We start from the raw sequence: 23686 nt of genomic DNA, 5'->3' as shown, positions 1-23686 counted from the left end.
CTTTCCCCCCTAATTTCTTCATTTCTTCATTCTTTCACTCTTAATCTTCTCCATTCTTAATTAAAAAAAACTCAGATACCACTGAGTTTTCCTTAATAAGCTTGTCAAATCTTTCACTTCATTCTTTGATTCGTTAAGTCTTTAATTTCTTCATTTTTAATTAAAAATCTCAGCTCAGCTGAGTTTTCTCCTTACTTGTTAATTGCCCATTGTTAATTGTTAATTGAAAAATCCCTTGCTCATAAGGAAGCAAGGGATTTTTTCGGTAATATATATCTTAATTTTAGTAAGTGTAAAAACCTCTTCCAGTCTTTCTACCTAGATATCCAGCTCTAACGTATTTTCTTAAAAGACTGCTTGCTCTATACTTGCTATCCCCAGTTTCGTTATATAAAACATCCATAATAGCTAAGCATACATCTAATCCTATAAGATCTCCTAATGCTAATGGTCCCATTGGATGGTTTGCACCATATTTCATTGAAGTATCTATATCTTCTACTGAAGCAATTCCTTCTTGAAGTATGAAACTTGCTTCATTTATCATAGGAATAAGTATTCTGTTAACTACAAATCCAGGAGCTTCTGCAACTTCTACTGGCTCTTTTCCAATTGCTACTGATAATTCTTTTACAGCATCAAAAGTTTCTTGAGATGTAGCTATTCCTCTTATAACTTCAACTAGCTTCATTACTGGAGCTGGGTTAAAGAAGTGCATTCCTATAACCTTATCTGGTCTCTTTGTTGCTGAAGCAACTTCAGTGATAGATAAAGATGATGTATTAGAAGCTAAAATAGTAGATTCTTTACAGATTCCATCTAATTCAGCAAATATGCTTTTCTTGATTTCCATATTTTCTACAGCAGCTTCAATAACTAAGTCACAATCTTCAGCAAGAGCTAACTCTGTAGTTCCAGATATTCTTCCAAGAATTGCTTCCTTATCTTCTTCAGTGATTTTTCCTTTAGCTACGAGCTTAGTTAATCCTTTATTGATTCCGTTAATTCCTCTTTCGACGAATTCATCCTTTATGTCCCTAACTATAACCTCATATCCTTTTTGAGCAAAAGCTTGAACTATACCAGCACCCATAGTTCCAGCACCTATAACAAAAATCTTTTCCATTTTAAACACCCTTTCTTTTAATTAACAGTTAACATTTATCAATTAACAATTAAGGTAATAATTTAGACAAAGGCTAAATTATCTATTTCATAACTCAGCTCTGCTGATTTATTTCCTCAATTATCCATAATACATTATCTATTAAATTATTTAATCCTTATTTTATGAGAATTTTTAAAATACATTTCAATTATATCACAAATTCCATATTATGTGAAATTCATTCTTTCATCATCCATATCATAAATTTCAAATTAGTAAACTCTTTTGATTTTAATCATCAATTTTTCATTATTTCATTTTTTAGCTTCTACTTATTCATTCTCTTTCATTGCTTTTAATTGAGCAGTCATTTCTGGTACTACTTTTAATAAGTCTCCAACTACAGCATAATCAGCTGTTTGCATAATTGGCGCTGAAGCATCCTTATTAATTGCTATTATAAGATCTGAATCTTGCATACCCGCAACGTGTTGAATAGCTCCTGAAATACCACAAGCTATATAAATGTTAGGTCTTACTGTCTTACCTGTTTGGCCTACTTGATAGTCTCTTTCTATCCAACCATTTTCAACAGCAGCTCTTGATCCTGCTACAGTTCCACCTAAAGCTTCTGCTAATTCTTCTAAGATAGCAAAGTTTTCTTTAGCTCCAACTCCTCTACCACCAGCAACGATGAAATTAGCTTCACTTATATCTACGATTTCTTTAGTTTCTTTTACTATTTCAACTATTTTAGTTCTTATATCTGAATCCTTTAATTCAACTGCTACTTCTTCAACAGTGAACTTTCTATCTTCATCAGCAAGCTTTGAGAAAACTCCTGGTCTTACTGTTGCCATTTGTGGTCTGTGATCTGGACAAGCGATTGTTGCCATTAAGTTACCACCAAATGCAGGTCTTGTTGCAAGTAAATCTGCCTTTTCAACATCAACATCTAATACTGTACAGTCAGCTGTTAATCCTGTAGATAATCTAGCTGCAACTCTTGGACCTAAATCTCTTCCTATAAATGTTGCTCCAATAAATAATATTCCTGGCTTTCTCTCATTTGCTAAATCACAAATAACCTTTGTATAACCATCAGTTGTATAATGTTTTAACCCTTTATTTTCCGCTACTAATACTTCATCAGCACCATGTCTTCCTAATGTATCTGCTAATCCTTTTACATTATCTCCTATTAAAAGTGCTGTTAATTTAACCCCTAATTTATCTGCAATCTTCTTACCTTCACCAAGTAGTTCTAGAGAAACTTTTTGAAGTTCTCCTTCTCTTTGCTCAGCAAATACCCAAACGCCTTTGTAATCTGCTATACTCATCTTCATTTACCTCCCAAATCTTAGATGTAGTGTTTTTCTTTTAATTTTGCTAATACATATTTTGCAGCTTCTTGTGGAACTTCATTTATTATTTCTCCAGCTCCCTTAGTTTCCTTAGTCATAGTTTTCTTAACCTTAGTTGGAGAGCCTTTAAGTCCAAGTTCTTCTTTATTTACATCTATATCATCTGCTGACCAGATTTGAATTTCTTTGTTAGCTGTGTCAAATATATATTGAACATTCATATATCTTGGTTCATTTAATTCTTTAATTGCTGTTAAAAGAACTGGAGCTTTAACTTTAATTAATTCATATCCATCTTCTAAAGCTCTATTTACTAATAAACCATCTTCTTCTACCTTTACATCTTGAACGTAAGTTACTTGAGGTATATCTAAGTGTTCAGCTATTTCAGGTCCAACTTGAGCTGTATCTCCATCGATAGCTTGTCTTCCAGCGAATACTATATCATATTCTAATTTCTTTAATGCTCCTGCTAATGCTTTAGATGTTGCTAAAGTATCAGCTCCTGCAAAAGCTCTATCTGTAATAAGGATAGCTTCATCAGCTCCCATACATAAAGCTTCTCTTAAAGCATTTTTAGCTTGAGGAGGCCCCATGCTTAATACAGTAACCTTTCCTCCATTATTATCCTTTATTGTTAAAGCAGCTTCTAATGCATGCTTATCTTCTGGATTTATTATTGATGGAACTCCATCTCTTATAAGTGTTCCTGTTTTTGGATCAATTTTAACAGCTGTTGTATCTGGAACTTGTTTTAAACAAACTACTATATTCATTTATAAATCCTCCCCTTATCTTAAAGCGCTTCCTGAAATAACCATCTTTTGAACTTCAGATGTTCCTTCATATATTTCAGTTATCTTAGCATCTCTCATCATTCTTTCAACTGGATATTCTTTAGTGTATCCATATCCACCAAAGATTTGAACAGCTTTTGTAGTTACATCCATAGCTACTTCTGCTGCATAAAGCTTAGCTCTTGCTGCTTCTACGCTATATGGAAGCTTATTATCTTTAAGCCATGCTGCTTTATATACTAAGTGTTTAGCTGCTTCAATTTTCACATCCATATCTGCGATCATCCATTGTAATCCTTGGAATGCAGATAATGGTCTTCCAAATTGTTTTCTTTCCTTCATATAATTAACTGCTTCTTCAAAAGCACCTTCAGCAATACCTAATGCTTGAGCTGCAATACCTATTCTTCCTCCATCAAGAGTTTTCATAGCTATTCCAAATCCCTTACCTTCTTGTCCAATTAAATTTTCCTTAGGAACGATGCAGTTACTCATTACTAACTCAGTAGTTGAAGATGCTCTAATTCCAAGCTTTTCTTCTTTCTTACCAATTGAGAAACCTTCAAAGTCTTTTTCAACTATAAATGCTGAAATACCTCTAGTTCCCTTAGATTTATCAGTCATTGCAAATATAATAAATGTTTCAGCTACTCCCCCATTAGTGATAAATATCTTTGAACCATTTAATATATAATTGTCCCCATCTTTAACTGCTACAGTTTGTTGTCCTGCTGCATCTGTACCAGCACCTGGTTCAGTTAATCCAAAAGCACCAAGTTTTTTACCAGTAGCTAAATCTGTTAAATACTTTTCCTTTTGATCTTTAGTACCAAATTGATCTATTAAAGAAGCACATAGTGAAGTATGAGCTGAAACTATAACTCCTGTAGTTCCACATACTTTAGATAACTCTTCAACTGCCATTATATAAGAAAGGGTATCTCCACCAGCTCCACCATATTCTTTTGAAAATGGAATTCCTAGCATCCCTAGTTTAGCCATCTTTTCAACGTTTTCCATAGGGAATCTTTCTGTTTCATCAATTTCAGCAGCTATTGGTTTAACTTCATTTAAAGCGAATTCTCTAACCATTTGCTTTACTAATTCTTGTTCTCTAGTTAATTGGAAATTCATTAATTATACCTCCTTGATATTGCAACTTAAATTGAAATAATTAAACTTTATAATATTATAATTATTTTGTATATTTCATTTTTTCTGACTATTTATTTGAAAAATTTTTAGCTCTTCTTTCCATAAAAGCAGTCATACCTTCTTTTTGGTCTTCTGTTGCAAAACATTTACCAAAGTCTCCTGCTTCTATTTCAACAGCCTTATCTATGTCAACCTGCATTCCCCTATTTATTGCATCCTTACATAGTTTAACTGCTATTGGAGCATTAGCCATAATTAAACTTGCCATAGCCTTTGCTTCATCCATTAATGATTCTAAAGGAACTACCTTATTTACTAATCCAATACTTAATGCTTCATCAGCCTTAATAGTAGCACAAGTGTAAATAAGTTCTTTCGCCTTACCTTCACCTACTAATCTAGGTAATCTTTGAGTTCCACCAAAGCCTGGTGTAATTCCAAGACCTGCTTCTGGTTGAGCGAACTTAGCCTTTTCAGAAGCTATTCTAATATCACAAGCCATTGCAAGCTCACAACCACCACCTAGGGCAAATCCAGATATAGCAGCTATTACAGGCTTGTCTAGTTTTTCTAATCTTCTGAAAACTTTATTTCCTAAAAGACCAAAGTTTCTTCCTTCTTCTTCCGATAAGTCTTTCATTTCAGATATATCAGCTCCAGCTACAAAAGCTTTTTCTCCAGAACCAGTTAATATAACACAGTATATATTGTTATCCTTTTCTAAATCATCTAACACTACGTCTAAGTCTTTTAATGTCTCTGAGTTTAATGCATTTAATGCCTTAGGTCTATTAATAGTAACAATAGCTAAGTGTTCACTTTTTTCAAGAATTATATTTTTTAATTCCATTTTAAAGTTCCTCCCTTTTTACCCATAATTATATAATTTTTTTAAATAACATTATTTGAATATAAATTAATTTCAATTGTTAATATTGTAACAATTAAAATTAAAAAATAATTGAAGCTAAGCTTCAATTATTATTATAAACTCTTAAATTTTCTTTTGCAATAACTATTTCTAAATAAACCCATGTATAAATTTACAAGTTACTTTCATCTTTATCATGTAGTAAGTATATAAGTGTTAATAAACTCTCTGATAAATGTACGTTTTCCACTGTAACATTTTCTGGCACTGATAAGTCAACAGGAGCAAAGTTCCATATTCCTGTAACTCCATTTTCAACTAAGACATCACATACCTTTTGAGCATTGATTCTAGGTACACAGATTATACCAATATCAACTATATTTTCTCTTAAGTAATTTTTTAATAAGTCAATATCTTCGATTTCAATATCCCTAATTCTCATTCCTATAAGTTTTGGGTTTGCATCAAATATTGCTCCTATATTAAGACCTACTTGAGAAAATCTGCTGTAATTAGCAATTGCTTGCCCTATATTACCAGCACCTATTATAATTCCCTTATACTCTTTGTTTAACCCTAATATTAAGCTAATTTGATTATAAAGATCCTTAACATTATATCCGTACCCTTGTTGTCCAAAATCTCCAAAGCAATTTAAATCTTGTCTTATTTGTGACGCCGTAAATCCTATCTTTTCCCCTAATTCCTTTGAGGAAATTCTATCTACATCATTTTTTAATAATTCTTGTAAATATCTATGGTATTTAGGTAATCTCTTAATTACGGCCATTGAAATATTCTTTTTCTTATCCATAATAATTTTTCTCCTAATTTTCTTGTTGTATTATATTAAATTAAAATTAATCTATTTTATAATATAGTTTACCACTTTTCATGCAATTTTAAAACACTCCAAGTTATCTATTTAACAAAGTTTTTATAAAATTCAAATAAAAAAGTTAAATTTTTAGCAAACTTCTGTTTTTTCTTTTATGAAAATATTATATTTCTAGCAAACTATTATATACAAAGCTGTATTTCTTCTAATTTAAATACTCATATTACTATTTTAAAATAATTCTAATCAATAAACAATATCATTTATAAAATAGTAATAAATTGAGCAGGAGTTTTTAAATTTGTGGATGAAAGCCTACTGAAGGAAGAAATTCAGGCAAGCTGAATTTCAATAAAAATTAGTGTAATAGCCTAAAATATTTTAAATGCTGAATTACTAGCAAAGATAAATTGACGGTGAAGTAAGCATATGGCGAAAAATTAGAAGTTCTTGGTGAAGTAAAAACTACTAAGCCTTAGAGTTGTTGGTTTGTCTGAGCGTATGCGAGTTTTACCAAAACTCTTGGCTTAGTAGTTTTACGAGCCTTAGAACTTATTTTTGCAGTCATTTGTCTTACGAGCCGTCAATTTATCTTTGCCGTTATATTCACATTAAAATCTACACTATTTATTGATGCATAAATTAAATAAAAAATAGACTTATGTATAACGTAGCAGATCCGTTATACATAAGTCTTAACTAGTACAAGCTAACTTGTAATTAAAGTAAAATCTAGCATGCTCCCTATTGCCTGATTGTTCTCAACTCAAGTAATTATATGAAAAATATCGAAATTTGTCAATAAGCTTCTTATTTTTTTGTTTTTTTATTTAAGACATCTTGTAGAGTTTATTACTGCTAGTACAGTTACTCCTACGTCAGCAATTACTGCTTCCCACATATTAGCCATTCCTAAGGCACCTAATCCTAATACTAACACCTTAACTACTAATGCTAATGTAATATTTTGCCATAATACTTTATTAGTTTTTCTTGCTACTTTTATTGCATCTACTAAAGCCTTTGGATCATCTTTCATTAAAACTACGTCTGCTGCTTCAATAGCTGCATCTGAGCCTATACCACCCATAGCAACACCTATATCTGCTCTTGCTAGAACTGGGGCATCATTTATACCATCACCAACGAATATAACTTTTCCTTCTGATTTATTATTATTAATTATTTCTTCTAATTTTTCTACCTTATCTCCTGGTAATAATTCTGAATAAACTTTATCTAAGCCAATAATGTCAGAAACTTTATCTGCAACAACCTTATTATCTCCTGTTAACATTACTGATTGTCTAACACCAATTTCTCTTAATCCACTAATAGCTTCCTTTGATGTTTCTTTAATTTCATCAGATATTACTATATTACCCTTATATTCTTTGCTTATAGCTACATGAACTATAGTACCTATTGAATCTACCTTATTATAAGCTATATTGAATTTCTCCATTAACTTGTAGTTACCTATTAATACTTCCAATCCATCTATTGTAGTCTTAATTCCATGTCCACTAATTTCTTCATAATCTTTAATTTCTGAAGAAGTTACATCCTTACCATATTCTTTTATTATTGATTGAGCGATTGGATGATTTGAATTACTTTCTGCAATTGCTGCAACCTTTAATAATTCTCCTTTTTCTATATTAACATTGTTTATTTCTGTTACTTTAAATACACCCTTAGTTAAAGTACCTGTTTTATCAAATACTACTGAATCTACATTTTTTAAAGCTTCTAAATAGTTTCCACCTTTAACTAATATTCCTCTTCTAGATGCCCCACCTATACCTGCAAATAAGCCAAGAGGAATAGATACTACTAAGGCACATGGACAAGATACAATTAAGAATATTGATGCTCTATATATCCATTCGTTAAATGTTGCATCCTTAATCACTAAAGGAGGTATTATTGCAAGTGCTAAAGCTAAGAATACAACTATTGGAGTATATACTCTTGCAAACCTTGTAATGAATTTTTCAGTTGGAGCTTTTTTATTTGAAGCATTTTCAACTAATTCTAAAATTCTAGAAACTGTTGATTCCTTAAAGTTTTTGCTTACCTTAACTTTTAAAACTCCATTAGTATTAATACATCCAGCTAAAATTTCTTCATTTATAGATATTTCTCTAGGAACTGATTCACCAGTTAAAGCTGAAGTATCTACAAAGCTTGTTCCATCTATTACAATACCATCTAAAGGAACTCTTTCTCCTGGTCTTACAATAATTTCTTCATCTATATTAACTGTTTCTGGATTTACTTTTTCTTCTACACCATTTCTTATAACATTTGCATAGTCAGCTCTTATATCCATAAGTGAAGTTATAGATTTCCTTGATCTATTAACTGCATATGATTGGAACAGCTCACCAACTTCATAGAATAACATAACTGCTACAGCTTCTGGATATTCTCCAACAAAGAATGCTCCTAAAGTAGCTACTGTCATTAAGAAGTTTTCATCAAAGATTTCTCCTCTAAAGATATTTTTAATTGCTGTAGTTAATACTTTTCCACCAATTAAAAGGTAACTTACTACAAATAATACTCCATTTAATAAAGATTCATTTCTAAATACTACTGCAATTGCATATATAATTACCCCTAATATTAAAGGTATATTTTCTTTTAAAGTAATAGGTTCATTATGAGAATGATCGTGACCATGTGAGTGATCATGTCCATCTTCATGAGAATGTTCATGAGAGTCACCATGAGAATGATGATTATGACTATCTTTATCATGTGAACCATCATCTATAGCACATCTTCCATCAGCACAAGAAGAAGTATTTCTAATTGGTTCCTTAACTTCATCTTTATTATAAACCTTAACTTCTGGCTCAAGCTTATTTATTATCTCTTTTGCCTTAACTATTAATTCATCCTCTTCCTTACTTCCATCTCCTTCAATAACTAAGGTAGAAGTTGTAAAGTTTAAATTAGCTTCCTTTACTCCATCTAAATTATTAACTCTTGTCTCTATTTTATTAGCACAGTTAGCACATGTTAATCCTGATAATACTAATTTTATATCTTTGTTACTCATTTTCTCACCACTTCCTTATTCTAATATATGCTTAAAGCCTTCATGGAAGATATGCTTAATATGATCATCTGCTAAAGAATAATATATTACTTTCCCATCTCTTCTAAACTTTACAAGCTTATTTGATTTTAAAACTCTTAGTTGATGTGAAATAGCAGATTGAGTCATTTCTAGTAAAGCTGCTAAATCACAAACACATAATTCTTCTTGAAATAGTGCATGTAAAATCTTAATTCTTGTAGAATCACTAAAAGCTTTAAAAAGGTCTGCCAAATCATATAAAATTTCTTCTTCTGGTAAGTTTTCCTTCACTCTTTCAACTACATCCTTATGAATTATAGTACAATTACAGCTTTCTAATTTATTTTCTCCCATATCAGCTTCCTCCATTCATTTTTACATATGAACAGCTGCTCATATGTTCCTTTGTTTTTATTATATGCAGATTTCATATTTTTGTCAACATTTTTGCCTTAAATATATTTAATATTTACTCTTATATTTTGTATCTAAATAGAAACTATTCTAGGGTTAAAATTACTAATATTATTAAAAAAAGAGAGATCTATAATCTTACTATTTTCTCAGCTTTTTTCTAAGATATACGCTTTTCCATATATCCCATAAATAATAAATATAAAAAAAGAAGCCCAGAAATTCTGAGCTTCTAATCTTATATATTTTATTTCAATTTTTAACTATATAACTAAAGCAATATGTTCCTTTAGCTTTTGGTTTAAAATTACTTCATCTAATATTAAGTTAATTACTGTATTGCATATATGACTTGCATATACTAGGTCCTTCTCATAAGAAACATTACCATCATATTCTTTTTGAAGGTTTTCTATATATTTTCTTATATCTTCTGATTTTAAACTAGTATTAATATCCTGTCTTATTGTGCAAAGCTTAGCATATTTATTTAGGTCATTTTCATATAGTACATGATCCTTTACAGCACCAGGACTTTTAAATTCCCATCTTTGAAAATGTGGTACACAGAAGTAATCACATAAAAAGTGGCATACAACTCCTAATTCCTGATTAAACTTTCCTATTGAATATCTTATATAAATATCATCTAATGTTAATGAAGACAAAAATTCTATCTTCTTAACTATCATATCAAAACTCTCATCAAAATAGTGTTTTTTGAATTTATATTTTGATGCTGAATCTGGTTTTAAATTTCCCCATATAAAATGACCACTACTAATAATAAATACCTTATCATCTTCAAGTCCATTAATAAATCCTTGTGCTAAAGCTTTGTGAGTGTTCATCATCATAACTTACTCACCCCATTTGTTCTTTATATTTTAATAATAATACTATATATATTAAAATACAAACTTATTTATTTCTTCTTTTACCTTATTATGAAGCTTAGGTTGAATATTAGGATAAGTAAGATTTTTTGGAATTTCGTCAAAAAATCCAACTTCACCTATTTCATAATCCGGCAATTCACCTAGCTTTTCTATTTCTGCAAAGAATAATGAAGCATAACTTTTATTTTCTTTAATTTTTAAAGAATAATCACATATATATGTAATTTCATATTCTTTTGCTCCTGTTTCTTCAAAAAGTTCTCTTTTAGCTGTGCAATTTATATCTTCATTTTCTTCTCTATGGCCAGCTGGTATTTCCCAAGTACTTCTTTCCTTATGCCTTACAAAAACCCACTTACCATTATATCTAGATACTACTATGGCATATAATAATTTTTCATTATCAATACTACCACTTTCATAAAATTCTATTTCCATACTCGCTCCTAACATTTCTCTAAATACATATTACTTAAAAATATGTATTTTCCCACTATCATTTAAATTCTTTAATATTATCATTATTATTGGTAACACAAATAATCCTAAGACTCCAAAAAACTTCACTCCGACAAACATACAAATTAACATAATTAATGGATGCAATCCTATTTGTTCACCAACTATTTTAGGTTCAAGAATGTTTCTAATAACTGTAATAACAACATAAACTATAGTTAATCCAATTGCTAAGGCTGTATTTCCTTTAAATAGCTCTATAAATATCCAAGGGATTACTATCCCCCCTGTGCCAAGGACAGGCAGTATATCTACACAAGCAATTAATAAAGCAATAGAGATTGCACTTTCTACCCTAAGTATAGATAGTCCAATAGATAGTTCTATAAATGTTATACATATTAATATTGAATAGGCCTTTATTATTTTAAATAAAGTTCCTACTATATATTCTTTAATATCTAATACAATTTCTCTTCCCTTAGGAGAAAATTGTCTTATAACAAAACTCGTGATTTTCTCATAATCCATAGCAAAGAAGAAAGATGAAATTATAGAGAAAATTAATATAATAAAGAAACTAGGAACTACAGAAACTGTTGAAGTTATAAATGAAACAGCTCCTGAAGATACACTTGAAATTATGGACCCTAAAGAATCAGCTATTGATGTTATAGCTTGCTTAATAGCTTCAAGTAATGCAGGATCTAAATTAACTAAAATATCTTCTACCTTGGCAGCCAGCTCATATATTAAAGGTTCAATAGTATTTAAATAAATACTTGGTAGCTTTATAAATAAATCCTTCATGACTAATCCAAGCTTAAATAGTAATAGTGTAAATAAAGCTCCAACTGTGGCATAAAAAACTAAAACTGTTAATCCAGCTACAACCTTCCTCTTAATCTTTAATTTTTTAGTTATTAAATTAATTAAAGGCTTAAGAATAAATGCTATACCAAATCCAATTACAAAAGGTAAGAACCATCCTAATGCATATTTTAATGTAATATATAAAACAGCACCTACAATTAATATATAAATTACGTTTATTATAAAATCCCTCTTTTTCTCCGTCCCCATATTCCTCTCCTTACATAATAATAAATTATTTAAATGTTTCTAACTTTCCAACTTATTAAGGTTTTTATTTGATTATACACCTAAATTTTATTAAAATACATTTTCATTTCTTAAATAATACTTAAAAATATTAATACCTATAGTATATCCACTTAAAAAGGCTGATACTCTAATGAATATCAGCCTTTATTTCCTCTTAAATATTTTCTATTTTAACAACATCATATCCCATATCTTCGATCTTTTCTGTTATAATATCATCTTTCACATTTGTTTCAACTAATGCATATTTTCCATTTAAATTTACTTCTATGTTCTTTGAATCATCTAACTCATTTAATGCTTCAGTCACATGAGCTACACAATTATTACAACTCATTCCTTCAATTAAAATCTTCTTTTTCATCCTTCATTTCTCCTTAACTAATTAATTATTTTAAATAATGATAAATTCTAGTAAATATAAATAAAATATTCGTACAATTATCTATTACAATTCTTTATATATGCAACTACAATCATTGAAATTCAGCTCGTCTGAATTTCTTCCTTTAGCATACTTGCTTCTGCACCATTAAATTATTCAAGGAGTCTTTAACATATTATGCGTAAGCCGACTTGGAGCTTGCGACGGAGGCCGAGCGTAATATGTTAAAGACTACTTATTGATTTATTTATTAGGATTAAATCCTCTTAATCTTAGTGCATTTGTTAATACTGATACTGAACTTAAACTCATTGCAGCTGCAGCAATCATTGGGTTTAATAGAGGTCCACCAAATACATGTAATAATCCCATAGCTACTGGTATTCCTAAAACATTATATCCAAATGCCCAAAATAAGTTTTGTTTTATATTTCTAATAGTTGCTTTACTTAATTTAATAGCTGTAGATACATCTCTTAAATCGCCCTTCATAAGAACTATATTAGCTGATTCTATAGCTACGTCTGTTCCTGTTCCTATGGCAATCCCAATATCAGCTTGTGCTAATGCTGGAGCATCATTGATTCCATCTCCAACCATTGCCACCTTACTACCCTTTTCTTGAAGCTTTTTCACTTCATTTGCCTTATCTTCTGGTAATACTTCAGATAATACTATATCTATTCCAACTTGCTTAGCAATTGCATCAGCTGTCTTTTTATTATCTCCAGTAATCATTGCAACCTTTATTCCCATCTTGTGAAGATTTTCAATTGCTTCATTACTACTTGATTTAACTGTATCTGCAACAGCTATAATTCCTTCTAATTTATTATCTATTGCAATATACATAGGTGTCTTACCTTCATTAGCTAATCTATCAGATTCATCTCCTAAATCTCCGATTTCTATAGAATTTCCCACCATTAACTTCTTATTACCAAGTAATATAGTTTTTCCTTCTATCTCAACTTGAATTCCATGTCCAGGAATTGCATTAAAGTTAGATATATCTTTTAATGTAAGATTCTTTTCTTCTGCACCCTTTACTATAGCTTCTCCTAATGGATGCTCTGAACCTTTTTCACTACTTGCAGCTAATACTAATAAATCATCCTTAGATATATTCTTTGTAACAATATCAGTTACAACTGGTTTACCTTCTGTAATTGTACCTGTCTTATCAAATACAATAGTATCTATTTGATGAGTAACTTCTAAGGCTTCTCCACCTTTAATTAATACTCCATACTCAGCACCTTTTCCTGTTCCAACCATAATAGCTGTTGGTGTTGCAAGACCCAATGCGCATGGACATGCTATAACTAAAACTGCTATAAATATAGTTAATGAAAATGTTCCAGTTTCTCCAGCTATTAACCAAGCTATACTTGCAAATATAGCAAGACCAATTACTATTGGTACAAAGTATGATGATATTATATCAGCCATCTTTGCAATTGGAGCTTTTGAACCTTGAGCATCTTCAACTAGCTTAATAATTTGAGATAATGCAGTATCTTTACCAACCTTAGTTGCCTTATATTTAATAAATCCTGTTTTATTAATACTTGCACCTATTACTTTACTTCCGACATTCTTTTCTACAGGAATACTTTCCCCTGTAAGCATAGCTTCATCAACTGATGTATTTCCTTCAACAACTTCACCATCAACTGGTAATTTTTCACCTGGTTTAACAATAACTATATCTCCAACAATAACTTCATCTATTGGAAGAACTATTTCCTTACCATTTCTAACTATAGTCGCAGTCTTTGGAGCTAATCCCATAAGCTTTTTAATTGCTTGAGATGTCTTCCCTTTTGAAACAGCTTCTAAATACTTACCTAAAGTAATTAATGCTAGTATTGTTGCTGATGCTTCATAATATAACATCATTGCAAAATGTGCATCACCCATATAAATTTTATACGTTCCATAAAGGCTATAAATAAATGCTGCACTAGTTCCTATTGCAATTAAAGAGTCCATATTAGGACTTAACTTGAATAAATTTCTATATCCTATAGAATAGAACTTATATCCTGTTAAAACTACAGGAAGAGTTAATACTAATTGAATAATAGCAAAGTTCAATGGATTCATCATTGGATCTATAATTTCTGGCAGTGGCATACCTACCATATGGCCCATTGTTATTATTAGTAGTGGAACTGTAAATACTAATGATAATATTAATCTTTTTAATAACTTACTTTGTTCAGTAACTTTTTTACCTTCATTATTAACATTATCTTCTTCTCTTATTAGCTTATATCCAGCTTTTTCAACAGTAGCCTTAACTTCTCCAAAAGTTACTTTATCTGCATCAAAGCTTATTGATAACTTTTCTGTTGCAAAATTAACTACAGCATTCTCAACACCTGGCATTTTATTTGTAACTTTTTCCACTCTACTTGCACAGGCAGTACATGTCATTCCTTCTATCTTATAGTTATGAGATTCAATATTTTTTTCTACCTTATAGCCTAGCTTCTCAACCTTATTTTCAATATCTAATGGCTTAAGCGCTAAATCATCATACTCTACATTTAAAGTTTCAGTTGCAAAGTTAACATTTGCTTCTTTAACCCCCTCCATCTTGCTTACACCTTTTTCTATTCTATTTGCACATGCAGAACAGGTCATTCCGCTTATCTTATATTTATCTTTCAAAGCATTCATCTCCTTTAGATCATAATTATATTTTATATAAAAAGATAATTTCTATTCTTTTTACCCCCACCCCCAGGGGGTGGTATAGTTTTATTATATTCCAACTTTTTGATTTTGCAATACCTTTTTTAAATATTTATTTGTTTTTCTTATTAAAACTTACTACTTTATTCTTTCTATTTATTTTTAAGTCTAAAAAATACCTCTTCTTTTTACTTTAGGTATCTTCATATCTAGAACTTCTTATACGAAGTAAAACTAATTTTCATTAAATAATATATTAAAGTAAAAAAGGTTGTAACCTAAGCCTAAACTTAAATTACAACCTTTTTATGCAAGTTAAATAAAATCCCTATACCCGTTCTTATCATTTAAATCATTTAGTAAATGCTTTATTTCCTGTTCCCTATTTCTATCCATCACTAGTATCACATCTCCAGCGTCTACTATGATTAAATCCTTAATGCCAAAGCCTATTACTAAGTTTTTCTCCCCAAAAACCGCACAATTTTCGCTATCTTGAAGGTATACATTTTCACTAATCTTATTGCTTCTATTTTCTATTAAATATCTACTTAAGGCTGAAAAGCTTCCTATATCATCCCAAATAAAATCACTTTTAATAACAAAAGCCTTTCTTGTTTTTTGCATAACTCCAAAATCAATTGAGATTCCATCTATTATAGAATATTGTTCTTTAATAACTTCCTCTTCATCCTCTTCTCCCAAATGCTTATAAATTTCCATTAAAGATTTATAAAGCTTAGGAAGATATTTTTCTATTTCTCTTAGTATTACATCAGCTCTAAAAATAAACATACCTGAGTTCCATAAATAACTACCCTTTAATAAAAAGTCTCTTGCTACCTCAATATTAGGCTTTTCAGTAAATCTAGCTACTCTAAAACTAGGTATTTCCCCTTGGATTCTTTGTCCCATCTCAATATATCCATATCCTGTTTCTGCTCTACTTGGTGTTATCCCTAAGGTTACTATTCCCCTCTTTTTATTTGCAATATCTACAGCTTGCCCTAAAGTTTCAATATATAGCTTCTCATTTTCAATATGATGGTCTGATGGTAAAACAACCATAATAGCATCATTATCTTTTTTCAATAGCTTAACTGCTGATAAACCTATACATGTAGCAGTTTCCTTATTCATAGGCTCTGTAAATATATTATTAGAATTAATATTTTCAAGCTCAAGCTTAACTTTATCCTGATATTCCTTATTTGTCACTATATAAATATTGTCATTATCTATTAATGGTGTTACTCTCTCTACTGTATTTTGTAGAAAGCTTTTGTTATTAATAACTTTAAGAAATTGTTTAGGCCTTTCTGATCTAGATAAAGGATAAAGTCTTGTCCCTTTTCCTCCTGCTAATATTAGCCCGTATATCAATAATTTTCAACTCCATGTAAATACTATGTTATATATTATGCCATTGATTTTTTTTTGTGAAATTTTGAAAATACAAATATTATATATTGACATTTTTTTCGATTCAATCTATTATAATATTATAAGTAAATATTCCATTAAGAGGGAGTAGTTAAAAATATAACATCAACATTCGCGGCTATTATAGTCTGGTGTTATATACCATCTTGGTAACGAGACTTTTAATACAGTTTTTATTTTTATAAAAATTGTATTAAGAGTCTCTTTTTTTATAGACTCCTAGAAATTATCTATATTCTTATTATTATTATGTTTGGAGGAATCAAAATGAAAAAGTATTTTTCGATGCCTTATGAAGAAGTCCTAAATGAGTTTAATGTTACTTCTGAAGGTTTAAGCGAAAAGCAACTTAAGGACAACCTTGATAAGTATGGTCTTAACCAATTAACTGAAAAGAAAAAACAAACAGTACTTCAAGTATTTTTAAGTCAATTTAAAGACTTATTAGTATTAATCTTAATTGCAGCTGCAGTTATCTCTGCAATTACTGGAAGTTTAGAAAGTACAATAGTAATTATTGCTGTTATTGTACTTAATGCTCTTTTAGGTACTGTTCAACACTTTAAGGCGGAACAATCTTTAGATAGTTTAAAAGCTTTATCTTCACCTTGTGCAAAGGTATATAGAAATGGGCATAAAGTAGAAATCCCTTCTAAGGAATTAGTACCTGGTGATATTTTAATTCTTGAAGCTGGAGATATGATTTCTGCTGATGGTAGAATTATTCAAAACTTCTCTCTTCAAGTAAATGAAAGTTCCCTTACTGGTGAATCAGAGAGTGTGGACAAGATAGTTGATATTATTGAAAAAGAAGAAATTGCTTTAGGTGATCAAAAGAACATGGTATTCTCAGGTTCTCTAGTTACTTATGGTAGAGCTTTAGTAGTAGTTACTGGAACTGGTATGAATACTGAAATAGGTAAGATTGCTAACCTAATGGAAGAAACTCAAGAAAAACAAACTCCTCTTCAAGTAAGCTTAGATGACTTTAGTAAGAAACTTGCTATTGGTATATTCATAGTTTGTATCTTAGTTTTTGGTTTAAGCCTTTATAGAGGAACTAACCTTTTAGATTCTCTTATGTTTGCTGTTGCCTTAGCTGTTGCTGCTATACCAGAAGCATTAAGCTCAATAGTTACAATAGTTTTAGCTCTTGGAACTCAAAAGATGGCAAAAGAAAATGCTATAGTTAAGAAATTAAGAGCTGTTGAAGGATTAGGTTCTGTATCTGTAATATGTTCAGATAAAACTGGTACTTTAACTCAAAATAAAATGACTGTAAAGAAAATTTATTTTGATAACAAATTAGTAGATGGTGAAGAATGTGACTTAAATGATGAAGTTGCTAAATACTTAGTTAATGCTTCTATATTATGTAATGATTCTACTTCAAAAGATGGGGTAGAAATTGGAGATCCAACTGAAGTAGCTTTAGTTAACCTTGGTCATAAACTATCTATAGAAGAATTAGATTTAAGAAAAACATATGGAAGATTAGGCGAAATACCTTTTGATTCTGACAGAAAGCTTATGAGTACACTTCATAACTTTGATAATAAGTACTTAATGTTTACTAAAGGTGCTTTCGATGTACTTTTAGATAGAATAGTTAAAATTAAGACTTCTTCTGGAGTTAGAGATATAACTTATGAGGACAAGCAAAATATCATTAATACTAATAAACAATTATCTCAAAGTGGTTTAAGAGTATTAGCCTTTGCTTATAAAGAGTTTGAAACTGCTGACAATGCTTTAACTTTAGAACATGAGAATGGATATACCTTCCTTGGTCTTATTTCAATGATAGATCCACCAAGAGAAGAATCTGCTGAAGCTGTTAGAGATTGTATAACTGCTGGAATTAAACCAGTTATGATTACAGGAGACCATAAAATAACTGCTTCTGCTATAGCTAAGCAAATAGGAATCCTACAAGATGGTGATAGAGCTGTTGAAGGTGTTGAATTAGAAAAAATGACAGATGATGAGCTTAGAGAAAATGTTGAGCATATATCAGTTTATGCTAGAGTTTCTCCTGAGCATAAAATAAGAATCGTTAGAGCTTGGCAAGAAAGAGATGAAATTGTTGCTATGACAGGTGATGGAGTTAATGATGCGCCTGCACTTAAACAAGCTGATATCGGTATAGCTATGGGTATTACAGGTACAGAGGTATCTAAAGATGCTGCATCAGTAATATTAACAGATGATAACTTTGCAACTATAGTTAAATCTGTTGCTAATGGTAGAAATATTTATAAGAATATAAAGAACTCTATTAAGTTCTTATTATCTGGTAATGCTTCAGGTATATTATCAGTATTATATGCTTCAATTATGGCGCTACCAATGCCATTCCATGCAGTACATTTACTATTTATCAACTTATTAACAGATAGTTTACCTGCTATTGCAATAGGTATGGAAAAGCCTCAAAAAGATTTATTAAAGGATAAACCTAGAGGAAGAAATTCTTCAATACTATCTAAAGATCTTATAGCAGAAATTGCTCTTGAAGGTTTAGTAATTTCAATATTTACTTTAGCAGCATTCTACATGGGCTTAAAAGTAAATGATGCTGTTGGTTCAACTATGGCTTTTGCTACACTATGTTTAGCTAGACTATTCCACGGATTTAACTGTAGAGGAGATAAATCAATATTCTCTATTGGATTATTCTCAAACAGATATAGCTGGATGGCTTTTGGTGTAGGATTATTATTACTAAATGCAGTTTTATTCCTACCATTTATGCAAAGCTTATTTGAAGTTTCTGTATTAACTGGATCACAAGTAGGATACATTTACTTATTTGCTTTCCTACCTACTGTAATTATTCAAGTAGTTAAGGTAATAAGAGATTTAGTATCTAGCAATAAATCCTCTAAAGAAAATATAGTTGAAGAAAAGAATGATATAAGCAAAGTCGCATAATAAAATGCGTTGCATTTTATTAATGAAAGAATGAAAAAATTAAAGAATAAAAAAAAGATGATTAAAAATCTTTGCAGATTTCTTATAAGATCATTTATATAGTTAGGAGGTTTTGCACAGCAAAACCTCCTTAATTTTTTCCTTCATTTTTTCACTTTTTCATTTCTTCATTCCTTCATTCTTTCATTTTTTAATTTCTATCGTGAATTCTGGCATTCCAGATGCATATGGTGCTATTTCATAGTAAGGAAAGTGTATAATAAGCTTACCATCTTTTATGTAGAATTGTTGATTTTCTTTTATTCCATTAAAGCCTTCTTTTCCCGGGAAATAATATTCTGGATGTTTATTTACTTCTTTTCTTATTTCTTCATTAATATAACTAGTATAATCATATCCTTCATTAAATAGATCTTTTAACTGTACATCTTCCCCACTACTTATTTTTATATTATAAGTATCTCTTATAGTTATCCCATGAGCCCCTCCACTAAATTGATAATTATCTATGTAAAAACTTAGAACTTCATTATCATTAGCTAAAGTATATCTAGCAAAAACTTCATATGGTATTGTAGGCTTTAAATCCTCACTTGTATCTTTAACATCTTTTATCCACAGATTAGTTTTATCTAAAATTTTGTTGTTGATATCTTTTTCCCTATCCTTATTAGCAAGTCCTACAATCTGAGGAATTTCTACATCAATATTTATATAACTTGTCTTTTCTTTTATAGGTTTATCCACAAGAATAGGATTTTCGACAAAGTTTTCCTTTTTAGTTATTAACACCCCTTGTGGATAACTATTGATATTTAATAGAATTACTATTACTGATACTATTATCTTATTTACTGCTCTCATAATATTTTCTCCTACTTACATAGTAATTTTCTTAATATTAAAATATATTTATTCTGTATATTTAATAGTATGTACATATTTATTATTATTTATTAACACTCATGTTAACACCCTTTACACAACTTATCCACACCCACCTGTGGATTATGTGCGTAACCTTCATATTTTTACCATAAAATCCTATAATTAAATTTTACCATTTTCTGAACCCCTTATGATAAGCCACTTTAGAGGTTGTGGATAACTTTTTCGCATAATTATTAATTGGTGGACAATTTTCTATTTTAAGAAGACTTTAACAATAAACTTTTTCCTTTATTCAAGTAGGAGGGGTTTAATTTGTATATTCTTTTATTATGATTTGAATAAAACTTATGGATCAAACAGATTTAAATTAATTTCTTATTAAATTCACCCTTTAGAATTTCACAAAAATATCATATATAGAATTATATACAGTACTTGTGAAAGTTATATAAAAATTCCCCTTGGTTCAATTAAAGGCTTTTTAACAATCAATAGTTTATATATTAATTATTAATAATTGAAATTAAGCTTACTTAATTTCTTCCTTTATCCTACCAAGGGGAATTTATATGATTCATCCCATCACTTCCATTACTATTGCTAATACTCCCTCTTCTCAAAGTGGGAGCTAAGCACTGCTACGCACCTGGATTAGTTCTTCTAAGAATCACTTTATCTAGCTATATTCTTTGGTTTTTCCTGAAGTACCTATTAACTTACTTAGTTCTTTTAATTCTTCTGTAGTTAAGTCTCTCCAAGCTCCTATTTTTAAATCATCTAATTTTATATTCATTATTCTTATTCTTTTTAGTTTAACTACAGTATATCCTAATGTTTCACACATTCTTCTTATTTGTCTATTCATACCTTGAGTTAATATTATTCTAAAAGTCTTTACACCTATTTTTTCTACATGGCATTCCTTAGTAATAGTACCTAGTATTCTTACTCCTGATCCCATTGATTCTATAAACTTTTCACTTATTGGCTTATCTACTGTAACAATATATTCTTTTTCATGACTGTTTCCAGCTCTTAAAATCTTATTTACTATATCTCCATCATTTGTTAAAAGTATTAACCCTTGTGAATCTTTATCAAGTCTTCCTATAGGAAATATTCTTTTTTTATGATTTACAAAATCCACTATATTTCCTTTAACCTTTTTTTCTGTTGTACAAGTGATTCCTACAGGTTTATTTAAGGCTATATAAACTAATTCCTCTTCTTTAAATAGAGACTTACCATCTACTCTTACGTCAGCACCTTTAGGAACCTTAGTACCCATAACAGCCTTCTTACCATTCACAGTTACTCTACCAGATTCTATAAGTTTATCCGCTTCTCTTCTTGAGCAGAATCCAGTTTCACTTATAAACTTATTTAACCTTACTTCTTCCCCTCTATCCTTATGTACTATTATGTATTTGTTATTTTTGTTATTCATTCTTATCACCTTTTTAATATTTAAGGACTTACCTTATGTTCATCACCTGAGTTATTAAGTTTAATCTTTAAATCTTTTTCGTCGATAAACTTCTCTGTTTTCTCTAATGCATTGTATTCTAGAGCATTTCCAGTTACAGTTATTATTATACCTGATTCAGGAATCATTTCATTTTTAGATGCATAATCTATAATGCTTAATACAGATTCATCTAATTTTCCATTATGGAGATTTAATTTATCTAACATAATATTACCTTTTTCAGTTGCTGTATATGCATTAATAATAGTATCATATTTATTTACTTCTAAAGTAATTGATGATGTTGTATCTATTACTATAGTTTTATCTAATTTCTTATAACTAAATATTACTATTGCTGATACAAGTACTACTATACTTAAGAAAATAGATATTTGAAGCTTGTACTTTCCTATTCTAAAACCTTCCTTAGCAACTACTTCTTCTCCAATCATAGCATCTTTTTCAGCCTTAACTTTAAGAAACTCACCTTTAGAAGTTAAAATTACAGCAGCTCCCATAAGCTTCTCTAATATAATCCCCCTATGCTCTTCCTCTTTAATAGATTGGCTAATTTCTTCAGCCCCTAAAATATTTATTGATTCAACTATTTGAATATAATCTTGTAGATTCTTATAATATGGATCAGCAAGTATTATTGCATATGCGATAATATGCTCCTTCCATTCCACTAAGAACTCCTTATTTACTGGAGTTCTTCTTAAAAGTCTATTCATTGGAAACTTCTTACTAGTATTAAAAATTTCAAATATCTCAACATCTTCAATTATAAAATATGCTATATTTAAAATTTTATTTCTTGTTATATATGATGGCTCATCATGGTACAAGTCCTTAATTAATATCTTATAATTTAAAAGTTCTTCACCTAACTTTGCAATTTCTTCTCTTCTTTTCTCTATAACTTCCTCTAAAGCTAAAACAGATGGAGCCTTTGTGGAAAACTTATATTTATCAGCAATAAAATCTGCCATTTCAAAACTCCTCCTTTATTATAAATTATTCTCCCCTACTAATTTTCCTTTAACTATAACCCTCTCTTTTGCACCAACAGTACAAGTAACTAAAGTAATAGTTGCATCATCAGTATCATCAAGTACATCAACCCTATCTGGTGCTACAATAAAACTCTCTGTTATCTCATATATATACTCTTTTTTATTTGCCTTAACTAATATCTCATCTCCTATTTCAGCCTTATATAAATTAACAAAAGCTTCTGAGTAATCTGAAACTCTATGTCCTGCTACAGCAAAGTTACCTTTTTCACCAGGCATTGCTGAGCCTTCAAAATGGCCTAAATAATATTGAAGAACATCATCTGCAATTCCTTCTACTAAGCCTTGTGATAAATTGATGCTTGGTATTTCCATTAAAGCAATAGGTTTATAACCATTTATTAATTTTTCTTCTTCTTCTTTAGATAATTCCTTTGGTTCATCATTAATTACTTGCTCTAAAATATTCTGAAGTTCTTTTTGCTTATTATTTGTTTCTATTTTCTTATACACAATGGACGCTATTATACTTAAACCTACTACTATTAAGAGAAGCCCTATTATCCTTCTAATCTTTTCTTTCAAACTTACCCAACTCCTATAAACTTTTATTAATCTTATTCATATATTATATCATAAAGAAGTATTATCATTAATCATTTAGGAGCAAGTTGTGAAGGAAAAAATTATTTATGTAGACTTTATTTTTAAACGTAAGA

General features: G+C 29.8%; 19 protein-coding genes. 1 reads left to right on the top strand and 18 read right to left on the bottom strand.

All coding sequences use genetic code 11. From position 1 onward, the window contains the following. Window positions 1-283: 283 nt before the first annotated feature. From E5347_RS10455 to E5347_RS10390, 14 genes are all read right to left on the bottom strand, one after another. Window positions 284-1126 (bottom strand): 3-hydroxybutyryl-CoA dehydrogenase, encoded by an 843-nt coding sequence (locus tag E5347_RS10455; RefSeq protein ID WP_136007125.1) that lies wholly within the window; start codon window positions 1124-1126, stop codon window positions 284-286. 314 nt (window positions 1127-1440) lie between these two features. Then, window positions 1441-2448, bottom strand: a complete 1008-nt coding sequence (locus E5347_RS10450) for an electron transfer flavoprotein subunit alpha/FixB family protein (protein ID WP_136007124.1) — start codon at window positions 2446-2448, stop codon at window positions 1441-1443. 20 nt (window positions 2449-2468) lie between these two features. Then, window positions 2469-3248: an electron transfer flavoprotein subunit beta/FixA family protein gene (locus E5347_RS10445; RefSeq protein ID WP_136007122.1), complete on the bottom strand. Its 780-nt coding sequence runs from the start codon at window positions 3246-3248 to the stop codon at window positions 2469-2471. A 15-nt stretch (window positions 3249-3263) separates the two neighbouring features. Beyond that, window positions 3264-4403 (bottom strand): acyl-CoA dehydrogenase, encoded by a 1140-nt coding sequence (locus E5347_RS10440; RefSeq protein ID WP_136007120.1) that lies wholly within the window; start codon window positions 4401-4403, stop codon window positions 3264-3266. A gap of 88 nt (window positions 4404-4491) precedes the next feature. Further along, entirely contained in the window at window positions 4492-5274 is a 783-nt protein-coding gene (locus E5347_RS10435) for a short-chain-enoyl-CoA hydratase (protein WP_136007118.1), read from the bottom strand. A 193-nt stretch (window positions 5275-5467) separates the two neighbouring features. Next, on the bottom strand, window positions 5468-6112 hold the full coding sequence (locus E5347_RS10430) for a redox-sensing transcriptional repressor Rex (RefSeq protein ID WP_136007116.1): 645 nt from the start codon (window positions 6110-6112) through the stop codon (window positions 5468-5470). Between the two features lie 850 nt (window positions 6113-6962). Next, on the bottom strand, window positions 6963-9206 hold the full coding sequence (locus E5347_RS10425) for a heavy metal translocating P-type ATPase (RefSeq protein WP_136007114.1): 2244 nt from the start codon (window positions 9204-9206) through the stop codon (window positions 6963-6965). Window positions 9207-9221: 15 nt separating this feature from the next. Beyond that, window positions 9222-9581: an ArsR/SmtB family transcription factor gene (locus E5347_RS10420; RefSeq protein ID WP_136007112.1), complete on the bottom strand. Its 360-nt coding sequence runs from the start codon at window positions 9579-9581 to the stop codon at window positions 9222-9224. Between the two features lie 323 nt (window positions 9582-9904). Then, the gene (locus tag E5347_RS10415) at window positions 9905-10498 is read right to left on the bottom strand and encodes a zinc dependent phospholipase C family protein (protein ID WP_341472510.1); all 594 of its coding nucleotides are present in this window, start codon (window positions 10496-10498) and stop codon (window positions 9905-9907) included. 51 nt (window positions 10499-10549) lie between these two features. Then, the gene (locus tag E5347_RS10410) at window positions 10550-10978 is read right to left on the bottom strand and encodes an NUDIX hydrolase (RefSeq protein WP_136007110.1); all 429 of its coding nucleotides are present in this window, start codon (window positions 10976-10978) and stop codon (window positions 10550-10552) included. 30 nt (window positions 10979-11008) lie between these two features. Then, a complete protein-coding gene (gene ytvI / locus E5347_RS10405) occupies window positions 11009-12082 on the bottom strand; it encodes a sporulation integral membrane protein YtvI (protein WP_136007107.1) in 1074 nt (357 codons plus the stop codon). 196 nt (window positions 12083-12278) lie between these two features. Further along, on the bottom strand, window positions 12279-12488 hold the full coding sequence (locus tag E5347_RS10400; RefSeq protein ID WP_136007102.1) for a heavy-metal-associated domain-containing protein: 210 nt from the start codon (window positions 12486-12488) through the stop codon (window positions 12279-12281). 264 nt (window positions 12489-12752) lie between these two features. Next, entirely contained in the window at window positions 12753-15197 is a 2445-nt protein-coding gene (locus tag E5347_RS10395; RefSeq protein ID WP_207670475.1) for a heavy metal translocating P-type ATPase, read from the bottom strand. Between the two features lie 330 nt (window positions 15198-15527). Then, window positions 15528-16595 (bottom strand): mannose-1-phosphate guanylyltransferase, encoded by a 1068-nt coding sequence (locus E5347_RS10390; RefSeq protein WP_136007098.1) that lies wholly within the window; start codon window positions 16593-16595, stop codon window positions 15528-15530. A 327-nt stretch (window positions 16596-16922) separates the two neighbouring features. Here E5347_RS10390 and E5347_RS10385 point away from each other — a divergent pair, with 327 nt between their 5' ends. Further along, window positions 16923-19589, top strand: a complete 2667-nt coding sequence (locus tag E5347_RS10385) for a cation-translocating P-type ATPase (RefSeq protein WP_136007096.1) — start codon at window positions 16923-16925, stop codon at window positions 19587-19589. Window positions 19590-19772: 183 nt separating this feature from the next. Here the strand turns inward: E5347_RS10385 and E5347_RS10380 are convergent, their stop codons facing one another. The 4 genes from E5347_RS10380 to E5347_RS10365 all read right to left on the bottom strand — a co-directional run bounded on the left by E5347_RS10380 (window position 19773) and on the right by E5347_RS10365 (window position 23552). Further along, window positions 19773-20453, bottom strand: coding sequence for a DUF3298 and DUF4163 domain-containing protein (locus E5347_RS10380; RefSeq protein WP_136007094.1), 681 nt, complete (start codon window positions 20451-20453; stop codon window positions 19773-19775). A 703-nt stretch (window positions 20454-21156) separates the two neighbouring features. After that, window positions 21157-21927 carry a 23S rRNA pseudouridine(2604) synthase RluF gene (gene rluF / locus E5347_RS10375; RefSeq protein ID WP_136007092.1) on the bottom strand — a complete coding sequence of 257 codons (771 nt, stop codon included), beginning with the start codon at window positions 21925-21927 and terminating at the stop codon, window positions 21157-21159. Between the two features lie 20 nt (window positions 21928-21947). Then, window positions 21948-22943 carry an anti-sigma factor domain-containing protein gene (locus E5347_RS10370; RefSeq protein WP_136007090.1) on the bottom strand — a complete coding sequence of 332 codons (996 nt, stop codon included), beginning with the start codon at window positions 22941-22943 and terminating at the stop codon, window positions 21948-21950. 18 nt (window positions 22944-22961) lie between these two features. Continuing rightward, entirely contained in the window at window positions 22962-23552 is a 591-nt protein-coding gene (locus E5347_RS10365; RefSeq protein ID WP_136007088.1) for a class D sortase, read from the bottom strand. Window positions 23553-23686 lie beyond the last annotated feature (134 nt).

The sequence above is a fragment of the Clostridium sartagoforme genome (assembly GCF_004794105.1).
In the GTDB taxonomy this organism is placed as follows: Bacteria; Bacillota; Clostridia; order Clostridiales; family Clostridiaceae; genus Clostridium; species Clostridium sartagoforme_B.
Note: the sequence above shows the minus strand (reverse complement) of the source record. Positions and strands in the feature narration are given on the sequence as shown.